The 12,228-nt window shown below is 39.0% G+C and carries 7 protein-coding genes; 4 read left to right on the top strand and 3 right to left on the bottom strand.

Features of this window, described 5'->3' with window-relative positions:
• The first annotated feature begins 38 nt into the window (after positions 1 to 38).
• Positions 39 to 3,902 (top strand): substrate-binding domain-containing protein, encoded by a 3,864-nt coding sequence (locus PLEUR7319_RS38365; protein WP_019506905.1) that lies wholly within the window; start codon positions 39 to 41, stop codon positions 3,900 to 3,902.
• Between the two features lie 133 nt (positions 3,903 to 4,035).
• Here the strand turns inward: PLEUR7319_RS38365 and PLEUR7319_RS0119485 are convergent, their stop codons facing one another.
• From PLEUR7319_RS0119485 to PLEUR7319_RS36095, 3 genes are all read right to left on the bottom strand, one after another.
• The gene (locus PLEUR7319_RS0119485) at positions 4,036 to 4,563 is read right to left on the bottom strand and encodes a Rab family GTPase (protein ID WP_019506906.1); all 528 of its coding nucleotides are present in this window, start codon (positions 4,561 to 4,563) and stop codon (positions 4,036 to 4,038) included.
• Positions 4,564 to 4,578: 15 nt separating this feature from the next.
• Positions 4,579 to 6,852, bottom strand: a complete 2,274-nt coding sequence (locus tag PLEUR7319_RS36090; RefSeq protein ID WP_019506907.1) for a BON domain-containing protein — start codon at positions 6,850 to 6,852, stop codon at positions 4,579 to 4,581.
• 370 nt (positions 6,853 to 7,222) lie between these two features.
• Positions 7,223 to 8,869: a mechanosensitive ion channel family protein gene (locus tag PLEUR7319_RS36095; RefSeq protein ID WP_158441857.1), complete on the bottom strand. Its 1,647-nt coding sequence runs from the start codon at positions 8,867 to 8,869 to the stop codon at positions 7,223 to 7,225.
• A gap of 183 nt (positions 8,870 to 9,052) precedes the next feature.
• On the opposite strand from PLEUR7319_RS36095, the gene PLEUR7319_RS0119500 reads away from it, so the two are divergent.
• From PLEUR7319_RS0119500 to PLEUR7319_RS0119510, 3 genes are all read left to right on the top strand, one after another.
• Positions 9,053 to 9,421 carry a DUF6825 family protein gene (locus PLEUR7319_RS0119500; RefSeq protein ID WP_019506909.1) on the top strand — a complete coding sequence of 123 codons (369 nt, stop codon included), beginning with the start codon at positions 9,053 to 9,055 and terminating at the stop codon, positions 9,419 to 9,421.
• 195 nt (positions 9,422 to 9,616) lie between these two features.
• Positions 9,617 to 11,410, top strand: coding sequence for an AarF/ABC1/UbiB kinase family protein (locus tag PLEUR7319_RS0119505; protein WP_019506910.1), 1,794 nt, complete (start codon positions 9,617 to 9,619; stop codon positions 11,408 to 11,410).
• 78 nt (positions 11,411 to 11,488) lie between these two features.
• Positions 11,489 to 12,214, top strand: a complete 726-nt coding sequence (locus PLEUR7319_RS0119510) for a Stp1/IreP family PP2C-type Ser/Thr phosphatase (protein WP_019506911.1) — start codon at positions 11,489 to 11,491, stop codon at positions 12,212 to 12,214.
• Positions 12,215 to 12,228: the final 14 nt, after the last annotated feature.

The following is a 12,228-nucleotide window of genomic DNA, read 5'->3' on the forward strand; positions in this document are numbered from 1 at the left end:
AATAAACGCCAAATAATCAGATATTATTTAGACCTGAAATGTTACATAAACAACCTAATTCTGTAATTACATTAACAATACTACTAGCATTAGTTGGAGTATCAAGACCAGCTAAGGCTTTTCTAATAGCTCAGTCTGATTCAAACCTAACAACCTTTACTGTTCCTGAACAGCTTCCTGAAAATGCCAAAGTACAGATAGCCGCTTCAAACAGTACTAGTAGCATTAACCAAAGCTTAACAAAAAGTTTTATCGAGAAATTTCCTCAAGCACAAATTAATATTGAAACCCAAGAAGCGGCAGCCGCTTTAAAATCCTTGTCATCAGGAACAGCTGATCTTGTGGCAATTGGTCGTTCTTTAACCGCAGCTGAAAAAGCTCAGGGATTCGTAGAAGTTCCGATCAGTCGAGAGAAAATTGCGATCGTAGTCTCAAAAGACAGTGACTATGATGGAGCTAGTTTGAGTATCTCTCAGTTGGCTCAAATATTTAAAGGTGAAATCAAAAATTGGTCTGAATTAGGCGGTTCTCCAGGACAGATTCAGGTAATCGATTTACCTGATACCAATGACACTAGACAGGCTTTTCCCAGCTATCCAGTTTTTCAAGCTGAAGAATTTTCTACAGGATCTAATGCCGTTCAATTAGAGCAGAATAGCATTGAGGAAATGATTGCTCAACTGGGAGAACAAGGTATTGGCTATGCCGTTGCTAGTGATGTTATTAACAGAGATGATGTCAAAGTAATCGCTCTACATCAAACTCAGCCTGATGATCCGAAATATCCTTTCTCTCAACCTGTCAACCTAATATATAAAGAAACACCCAGCAAAGCTGCTCAAGCATTCTTGGGTTTTGCAACTACAGATGCTGGACAACAAATAATTGATAACCGAGTCGGCTCCTTTTCAACTGCTGCTGCGAAAACAATAGCAGACTCTAATCTAAAAAATAAATCATTAGAGGGAGATTCTAAAATTGCATCTCCGTCTGAAGCAGAGGTCGACTCTATTACCGAAGATGATGCAAATGTAGCAGAGGAAGACATAGCAGAAAGTGGGGAGCTGAACCCCGATATAGCCGGAAGCGGTGAGCTGAACCCCGACATTGCAGGAAGCGGTGAGCTGAATCCCGATGTGGCAGAAAGTGGGGAGCTGAACCCCGATATAGCCGGAAGCGGTGAGCTGAACCCCGATATAGCCGGAAGTGGTGAGCCTAATCCCGACATAGCAGAAAGCGGTCAAGCAAATTCTAAAACTGATTTAGAAGAACAGGACAGTGTAGCCACTGCAGATACCAATTCTGCCACCATAGATGAGGCAGCCATAGCAAATGCTGATTTAGACGGCAATGCTCAAGCAAATCCTGAAACTGATTCAGAAGAACAGGACAGTGTAGCCACTGCAGATACCAATTCTGCCACCATAGATGAGGCAGCCATAGCAAATGCTGATTTAAACGGCAATGCTCAAGCAAATCCTGAAACTGATTTAGAAGAACAGGACAGTGTAGCCACTGCCGATGTAAAACCTGATAGCGAAGCTAACTCGATCGCCAATGAAACAAATGCTGAAAGTCAAAATACAGCAAATAAGGGAAAATCATGGTGGTGGTTACTTATACTATTATTACCATTAGCGGCTTTGGCTCTATACCTATTTGGACGTAAAGAGAAAAGCGACCAAGAACCTGCTGTTAGTAGTTTTCTAGATCCCAACGCACCTCAAGGAGAAGGAAACTTTCCCGTCGCGCCAACAGATAATTTGTCTTCTGGAAGCTCAACTATCTCGAGTGATCATGGCAGTGTTGCTTCTGAAACTGTTGGCAATGCGTCCAAAGTTGGTGGTGCGACCCTGGCGACAGGTGGTGCTGCAATAGCTGGCAGTGCAGCAGCAGCAAGTAATCTGGTAGGTAGTCAAACAAGAGCTGAAGAAGATGTTGATCTCGATCAGATCGTATTAGATGAAGAATCTAACAATATCGATCTCGAAGCTGAAGCAAATGCTGACACAGACGCAAATTTAGACCTTGAAGATCCTGTCGTTGAAATACCTTCTAATCCAGTCAATGAATTTACAGATCAAAAAACCAAATTACAAGTTACTGACCAACCTACAAAACTACAATTCAATGAAGAGGATGAAACTGATAATGTTGCTTCTAGTTTACTAGATGATGTAATTCAGACGGAAGATGTCGCTTTATCGGACGAAGCTGGAGCATCAGGTTTCTTCACAGATAGTGAATATTCTGACACGGAAACGGCAGAAACTGCTAATACCAGTGATGATGTGACCAGTGCCCAACCAAGTGATGTTTCAGAACAACCAACAATCTTACAGACAGATGAGATCGATCAAGTTAATGTCCTAGATCAAAGTTTTAATGAGCCAACTACAGAGGTTAATCGCCTTAACGCAGAAGCTGACTCCATAGAAGATATTACTACTTCCGAGGTAGATTTATCTCTGGACGAAGAGAGTACCGATAATACTCCTGGCTTTATAGATCGAGTTTCTTCAGCCGGAGATGCGGCGATCGCTGGAGGTGGAGCTGCATTAGGAGGTGCTGCAGCAGCGGCATCAGGCTTCTTCACCAACCAAGATACAGAACAAACCACTGAACTTCAAGAAAATGAGCTTGAGTTCTCATCGGAAGAGACCACTAGCAACGACTTTGCCGATAATATTGTTGCTGATGCGGAAACTAGCCCTTTAAATTTGGAGACCAATGATGAATTAGCCTCTGAAGAAACTGAGTTTTCCTTGGAGACACCAGATATTAATCTTGTGTCAGACTCTGTAGAGGAGATTGCTAGCCCTGAGGTAGATTTCTTCCTGGATGAAGATGAAGATGAAGATAGTACTGATAATGCTCCTGGCTTTGTAGATCGAGTTTCTTCAGCAGAAGATACGGCGATCGCCGGAGGGGCGGCAGCAGCATCAGGCTTCTTCACCAACCAAGATACAGAACAAACCACTGAGCTTCAAGAAAATGAGCTTGAGCTCTCATTGGAAGAGACGACTAGCAACGACTTTGCCGATAATATTGTTGCTGATGCGGAAACTAGCCCTTTCAACTTGGAGACCAATGATGAATTAGCTGCGGAAGGGACTAATTTATCAGCTGAGACACCAGATATTACTTCAGGCTCTATAGACGGTGTTGATACCTTCGATATGGAGCTCTCGACTGCTGAAGATATCATTGAGCTCCAGGATTTGGATGATACGGAACTTACACTCGAAGAAATAACCAGCAATGAGTTCGCCAGTGATGTTGAAACTACTCCTAGTAACTTGAATACAAGCTTAGATGAAATAGCTTTTGATGATGTTGATAACTCAGAAGATCTTAATTTTGACGAAATCACCTTTGAAGATAGTGATGACTCCATAAATGCCAGTCTCGAAGAACTAACTTTTGATAATATTAATAATTTAAATATTGATAACTCAGAAGATCTTGATTTAGAGGAAATTACCTTTGATGATGATAATTCAATTGACGAGTTTCTCAATGACACGAGCACAGTCAGCGACGATCAAGAGATAAGTTTAGACGATCTTGGTTTCAATGAGATAAATGACAGCTCAACATCAGATTTAGCAAATAGTAATATAACGCCAAGTAGTGATTTATTTGACGATCAAGCTGATGATGCAAATGACATTAGTGATATTTCTCAGTGGTTAGATAACCTCGAAACACCTGACAATAATGCGGACAATATTTCTGAGTGGTTAGATCAACTAGCGATAAATACTACAGACAATAACTTGGAACAAGAGAATCCGAATAACGAAAATGAGCTGAAATCGAAAGATGACGCAGAAGATATTTCATTTCAATTCTTAGAGGATCTTTTAGAAAGAGATTCTAATACAAACCAAGATAATTGAGCCAAAACTCTCGTAGATGATTATTGTTTAGACATTATCCGGAAAATAAAGTCTAGGCTCTAATCCCTGAACTCAAAAAGTCTGTTCAGGGATTTTTTACTTGCTATTAGTTTAATTGGTTCATTTTTATTGTTCAGGAGCGAGCTAAAATGCTATGAGATAATTCGTAGAAAATTTCGTTGACTTTTGCTCCAGTTTTGGCAGAAGTAGGGTATGCTTGAACTACTTGAGTGGAATGATGAGCTCCATACAGTTCCATCAATTTAGCTAATTTTTCTTGAGGAATTAAATCAGCTTTATTTAAAGCAATAATTACTGAACTTTGAGGATTTATTTCAAGGAAAAAGTCTATATGATGACTTAAGTTATTAAGAGTTTTAGAACGAGTAAGATCGGCAACAATAATCGAACCACTAGCTCCTTTAAGATAAGTTGGAGTAATTGATTTAAATCTAGTATGACCTTCGAGATCCCAGATCAGAAGATTAACTTGATGAGTGTCTAAATCTGTTTTGAGCTTTAGAGATTTACGTGATATTTTGACACCTACGGTAGACAAATATTGCTCACTAAACATATTTTCCACAAAACGTCTGATGAGACTTGTTTTTCCAACGCTGAAATCACCTAATAAACAGATTTTTTTGGTAATTGCTGACATAAGTTGAGTTCATTCTTATTTGTGCTGATTCTTGGGAATGAATGGTTCAAAGCTAACATATCGATTTAACCAAGTTGATTGATGATTTTTATCTTGATTAAGCAGCTGTTTACTACAGCTCATTATTAATCTGCTTGGCTCAATTCCCTCAGCTACCAATGCCGTTAGAACATTTTGACAGCGTTTTTGTCCTAGCTTTTGATTAATCTCGATTGAACCTAGACCATCACTATGAGAAATTAATTTTAGATGTAACTGGGGATACTGGTTTAATAATTGTTTAACGACTTCAATAGTACTAGAATTATCGGCATAATTTAATTTACTGGAACCATAATCAAAGTAAATACGCTGGTCGGCAAATGGTAATTCTTGAGCGACATTAACAATTATTTGCTTGATTCCTGGTATTTTTTGAAAAGTCTGATTAATAGTCTGTAAATCTGATTCGTTTAAGACAAAGCCGTCTATTGTGAGTGTTTTAGGCTGATAATGTGTTTTGATGATCGTTCCTGGTTGTTGCCGATTAAATAGGTTAGTCAGCCTTTGAACTTCTCCCTTAATGAGAGTAGGATTAACAGGAACATCAACCGTTAAAATTTGATTATCTAGCTGAAGCTCTCTTTGTTGAGCTATATCTTGGGTAACTTTAGCTGCTTGATCGCGGAGATATTCACTAGGGACTCTTCCTGAAAGTGTCAATTTACCACGATGTACTTTAGATTCTATGCGATAGACAGATAATTCTGGAGCTGCATCTAACTGGTTGGCAGTTATTTGTTCAACATTGCGAGCTACTCGACCACGATATTTAACTATGCCCCAGGGAACAACTATAAGAGTGAGAGCGATCGCCAATAACCATAAGAGAATTGGTGAAGAAGAAGAGTTGCTGGACTGATTATCTTCCAACGTAATTAATTCTTCCATCAGAGGTCTAATTGCTTGGGGAACAGTTGTCACATCTCCCTGATATTTCTCGATCGCATCACCATAGTTGAGCACGATTTTACCGAGAATTTGCCGAATTTTAGTTCTAAATTGCTTGGAAGGTTCACCTTTAAGTACCACTGCCAGATAGCAATATCCTGCAACTTCAATTGGAATCTGCCAGTCACCATAGTCAATGGTGTCTAATTCTGAACCAGAAGCAATACAGTCATTGGCAAAACTACGAATAGCCGTCAGCATTCCCGCGACCATATCAGAATCTAAGTGTTGTTCTTCAGGGGGCTGCACTTCCTGAATAACTAATCCCGAAGCTTTATCAATCAAAAATATAGCTTGCACATGATATCTGATCGATTCTTGGAATATTAATTCAGCTTCGGAAACTCCTTGAATTTTGGCTCGAATTTTACGTTTAATTCCTTCCGTACTAAGAGTGTTTTCTACTTTACGGTTTATCTCTTTAACTACTTCTACCATATACTTGGAAATGGTATTACCAATTACAGGATAAAGCGCATCAACCATGGCATCCCGTTCCAATTCAATCTGATTTTTCATCGCTTTACCCATTTCCGAACCCAAAGCCTGAGAGATAGCATTTTCATCTAACAGGATTTGCTCTTTAATAGACAAAGCAATTTCTGGAGCGATCGCTTTGGCAATAGCTTTAGGGGAAAGATTAATTTCCGTGGTGATAGCATGGGGTAAAATTTTAGCGATCGCTGTCGCCATTTTCTCTGAATCTTCCAAAGAACGTTTTTCAATTAATTGGTCAATTACGGGAGCAACTGATTGAATTATTGATTCTTCAGAATAATTAATGTTAGATCTAAGTAACTCCACAATCAAGGGAATGAGAGTATTCACCAATTCAACTAAATCTTCGGGTGAAGCGGGAGGAATTACTGCTTCATTTTCAGGTTGTGGAATAGAACTAACTTTAAATTGATCAGTTTCCAATAATGATCTTTTCTTAGGCTTGAAGCTCTTGCTTCGGAATGCTTTAGAGTCAATATTCTCTGGCAAAGTAATCTCTGGCCGAGGTTTACTCTGAACCTCAACATTTAAATCAAAGTATCGTATATTTGAATTATTATCTAATTCAGGTTGAACTTTATTCTCAGTCTCTTGCTGAGTCAACTCAAGCTCAACAAAATTTGAAGTTTTAGAAGATGCCTGGGAATTATTAACTAAAGTCTCATCTTTTAGAGGCAAATTATCCAGAGATGGATCTAAACTCAAGACAAAATCAAGTAACTCATCGATAGGATCTGAATTTGACTTTGAACTGGGGGAATGATCAGTTTGAGATGGAAGATTGTCTGGGAAAGAATTCATAAGCAGTTCCACCATATATTAAGTGGCATAGACCCAATAATGGCTATAAAGAGTAGAAGAATAAAATATGAGAAATCGTATCAGAATAGATAGTTCTCGAAAGTTTGCTTTGCTTTGACGCCAGCATTCTCGTAAGAGTATTGTCCTTCACTAATCATGTGGTTTTATTGGGAAGGACTATATATGAAGATTGGATTTCATCCGCTCCTAGCAAATTAAATAATTTAAGCTGTAAATACAATATATAGATATCGGGAATTAAAAAATAAATAAATATAAATTACAATATCAATCTAATATTATCGAACTTAAAGCTAGTTAAATATAAAGTTACACTAAACTAAAATAAATTGAATGTAAAATTCGCCTACTAATCTTGCTGATTGAATGGAGATTTGATTTGTTCCTGCCAAACTTTATGTTGTGATACTGGCAGGGCAATGTTATGTTTTTTAAAAGTTTTTTGTAGACGGCGGCGAAACTCTCGTGCAACCTCCCATTGTTTTAAAGGTTCGGTTTTAATCCAAATTCTTACTACAGAACCGCGATCGCTAAAATCATTTATGCCTAATATTCTGGGAGGCTCGATAATTTTTTGCTGCCAGTCTGACTCTTGTTCCATTTCCTGCCCAACCTGACTGATTAATTCCAAAGCGTGATCGATTTCTGCCTGATAAGCAATCGGGATATCAATTTCCGCTCTTGACCACTGACTAGAAAGATTGGCCACAGTTGAGATCTCGCTGTTAGGAATGGTAATTAATCTACCTTGACCATCTCTGAGCTGAGTAATACGAAGGGTCAATTTTTCGACAAATCCTCCTACATCCCCGACATTAATTACATCTCCTACTGCATATTGATCTTCAAATATAATCAAGAAGCCATTAAGGGCATCTTTGATAATATTTTGGGAAGCCAAAGAAAATCCTAAGCCAACAATACCTGCACCAGCTAATAGAGGAGTAACATTAATACCAATCAAGGTAAGTGCAGTAAAGAAACCCATTAAAATCAAGATGCACGTCATAATCCCAACTAGTAAACGGGTAATGGTATTAATTCTGACATGCATTCTGCGCCGAGTATCCCAGGCAAGCACATAGTTAGTTTCTATAGTTCGATTGAGCTTGGTAATCAAAAAATTGCTCAGGCGAATCAAAACATAGGTCATTAAAACAACAACAGCAACCCGTATCGGAATTTTTATTAGAGTAGATAGCCAAATTTGGAAAGATCGCGTCTGGGGAAATAAACCGAGAATCAACAAAATCCCCCCTAGCCACAGAAATACTTGAGTTACTTGTAGTAAGCGATATTGCAACAAACGAAGATTGAGTTTTTGTATTTGATAGATATCGTCACCAAAGGGTTGTGGTAAGGAAAAATCATCATACTTTAACTTAGCTTTGAGTTTTTGAGAGCGTTTTAAACAAAATGCAACTACTAATTGTCCCAAGATAATGCTAAAAGAAATAATTCCCGCCAACTTAGCTTGATCAATCAAATGCTGGGGTTGTCGCTCTCTTTTGGCTTGTTTCAATCCTAAATTTAGTTGGTTGACAATATGTTGTCCCTGGTGTTGAAGATTTACCCCCTTGGCTGTGGCATCTTTAGGATATAAAGTTACAACTGGAACTTGACGTTTTCCCGCAGAGACATAAATGATTAAGTTATTTGCCTGCTCTTCACGATAAACTTCAAGCTGATTATCTTTCTGTTTAAAATAGGTCTGACTAATATCTCTGAGCCTGGCTTCAGTATATTTAACTCTATGAGGCAGATGAGACTTTTGATCCAAAATCTTAAAGACGCAGCGACCATCTAGCCTTACGCAGGAAGAAACAATGGTAGTTTCTGGATGTAGGTTTAGTTGAAAGGTTTCCCAGGTAATTTGTGGGAGAGAGGGCATCTGTGCGCTGACTGGAATAGCCAACAAAACATAAAAAATTAATGCCAGAATGGCTATTTTAAACTCACTACGGAGAATTTTTCTAAAATAACCAGTTTTCTGCATTTTAACCACTAACCAAAAATCAGACCTATATCTTATCCGCAGAATAAACAAACTATCCACCCACAAATAAGCCATTAAGCCATTAAACTGACAATTATCGGTTGAAACTAATTGAGTAATTTTCCTTTCCAGATTCCATTAGAGATATAATTTGTTACGAAAGTCTTAAAGAAAGTTTGTTCTATGAGTAATCCCGTCACCAATGCCTTCTTTTTGGGCAGAGCTTTAGCCGAAGTTCTCAGCGAAAAGCTCGAAGAATCTTTTACCAACGTCATGAGTGATTTAGGCAAGTTTGATGCCGAACAAAGAGAACACTTAAGACAATTTATCGAAGAAGTAGAATATCGGGCTCAACAAGCAGCAGGCAATGTTTCTGCTCCCAGTTCTGATGTCAACAATACTTCTAACAGTAATAGCAGCAGTAGCAGTAGCAGCAGCAGTATCAATATTGATATTAATACTACTAACTCTGACGATTTACAAGCAATGCTAGACCAGTTGAGGGCTGAAATTGCTACCCTCAGAGCTGAGTTAAAAAAGTTTCGTAATTAAATTTTTTATTTAGTTTTACTTGTTGTCCAACTAATTAACCCTCTCCTATAAGTCTTGTTGTCTGTCGCCTTAGGGACTAACTTAATTAGATATTCCCATGCTTAAGCTGTTTTTTTGACGATAAGTCGCTACTATGAAGATTAGTTAATCTTAGTTAACCAAAGAACATCACAGTTAATTTTTGTTAAAAACTTAGTGTCTCCTGTCCTTCCCAATCAAAACTCAATAGATTACGGGTCAAACAAACATTCTCAAGCTCAGACCAGCCTAGGAGTTGTTCCATCAACTTCTTTAGGAGAAGGAGCTGGAACAGTTGTAACGGTAAAATCTTACCGTTGGAATCGTCCTAAATACTCGCGTAATCGTCGCCGAATAGATATCTGGGTTTTTGTTTGTGCTTTCTTGTTTAAAAACTGGCGTAATAGTCGTAAGTGGACTTATTCAGGAGGCTTTACTCCAGAAAAGCAAGCAATTAGACGCAGAGCTCAAGCAATCTGGATTCGGGAAAATTTTCTGCAACTAGGACCTACTTTTATTAAACTAGGACAATTATTTTCTACCCGAGCGGATCTATTTCCCACTGAATATGTAGAAGAATTATCAAAGCTTCAGGATCGCGTTCCCGCTTTTCCTTATGAACAGGTAAAAGAAACTATTGAATTAGATTTTGGCAAACCAATTAATCAGCTATTTTTAAGTTTTGATCCTACACCTTTAGCAGCAGCCAGCTTGGGACAAGTACATAAAGCCAAACTTCATAGCGGTGAAGAGGTAGTTGTCAAAGTTCAGAGACCAGGACTCAAGCAGTTGTTCACTGTTGATTTGGCTATCTTGCGTCAAATTGCTCGTTATTTTCAGAATCATCCGAAATGGGGTCAAAATCGCGATTGGCTAGGAATTTATGAGGAATGTTGTCGTATTCTCTGGGAAGAAACTGACTATCTAAAGGAAGGACGAAATGCCGATACTTTCCGTCGCAACTTCAGGGGAGAAGACTGGGTTTGTGTTCCTCGTGTGTACTGGAAGTATGCTTCACCCAAAGTATTGACTTTAGAATATCTGCCAGGAATTAAGATCAGTCACTACGAGGCTATTGAAGCTGCAGGTTTAGACCGTAAGGTATTAGCTAGATTGGGAGCCAAAGCTTATCTTCAGCAAATTCTTAATGGTGGTTTTTTTCATGCCGACCCTCATCCAGGTAACATTGCTGTGAATACTGAGGGAGCTTTGATTTTCTATGATTTTGGCATGATGGGGCAAATCGAGAATAATATTCGTGAAGGTTTAATGGACACTTTGCTCGGTATTGCTCAGAAAAATGGCGATATGGTGGTTAATTCTCTGATTGATTTAGGAGCTTTAGTCCCCACAGGGGATATGACTTCGGTCAGGCGTTCAGTTCAATTTATGCTGGATAATTTTATGGACAAACCTTTTGAGGAACAGTCCGTAGATGCCATTAGCGAAGATCTCTATGATATTGCTTATGGTCAGCCATTTCGTTTTCCGGCAACTTTTACCTTTGTGATGCGAGCTTTTTCTACCCTAGAAGGGGTAGGCAAAGGTCTAGATCCTGAATTTAACTTTATGGAAGTCGCTCAACCCTATGCAATGCAGCTTATGACTAATAGTAATAACCCTAATGGCAGTACCATATTTGATGAACTTGGTAAACAAGCAGCACAGGTGGGTACAGCTGCTCTCGGACTACCTAGACGAATCGACGATACAATAGATAAATTAGAACGAGGAGATTTACGAGTCCGCGTCCGTTCTATAGAATCAGAACGAGTCATGCGTCGTTTAAGTGCCATTCAGCTCGGTACGAACTATACTATGTTATTTAGTGCTTTACTAATTTGCGCTACTCTCCTACTGGTTAGTGAGTACGAGATCATAGCAGCGATCGCTGCTATAATTGCACTTGTTCCAGGTTGGGCATTGTTTCGCTTATTAAAGCGTCTCGACCGCATTGACCGTATGTTCTAAAAAAGATACACAGAAGGAAATGTCTTTCAAGGGATTTTCAGTGTCTTTGATTTTTTCAGTTTACTGACTAACTGTTTTATGAAGCGTCACTTTATAGGTCTTACCGATACAGGGGTTGTAAGAACAGCCAATCAAGATAATTACTTTGTCGACGATGAATTGGGGCGTTTTTTTATTGTAGCTGATGGTATGGGAGGACATGCTGGCGGTCAAGAAGCTAGCAAAATTGCTACAGAAGAGATTAGAGCCTATTTAAAACAATATTGGGATTCTCCCCTTTCTTCAGAAGTGCTGTTGAAAGAAGCCGTAGAAAAAGCAAATCTGGGAATCATCGCCGACCAAAAAGCTCATCCTGAAAGAGGTGACATGGGTACTACGGTAGTAGTATTGATCTTCCGCGAGGATAAACCTTGGTGCGCTCATGTTGGTGATTCTCGTCTTTATCGATTACGTAGTTCTCAATTGGAACAAATTACAGAAGACCATACCTGGGTAGGCATGGCTCTTAAAGCCGGAGAAATAAATCCAGAACAGGCTAAATTTCACCCCTGGAGGCACGTTTTATCTCAATGTCTTGGGCGTCAAGATTTGCAGAGGATTGATATTCAAGAATTTGAAGTTCAGCCAGGCGATCGCCTGTTAATCTGTAGTGATGGTTTAACAGAGGAAGTTCCTGACGAAAAAATTCAAGCTGTCTTGACTAGTTTAGAATCTTGTCAAGCAACTGCTCAGGAATTGATTGATACAGCTAAAGCAGCAGGCGGTTCTGATAATATCACTGTAGTCATAGTGGCTCACGAATAATACTCGAAAAAATT

This window comes from Pleurocapsa sp. PCC 7319, from assembly GCF_000332195.1.
GTDB lineage: Bacteria > Cyanobacteriota > Cyanobacteriia > Cyanobacteriales > Xenococcaceae > Waterburya.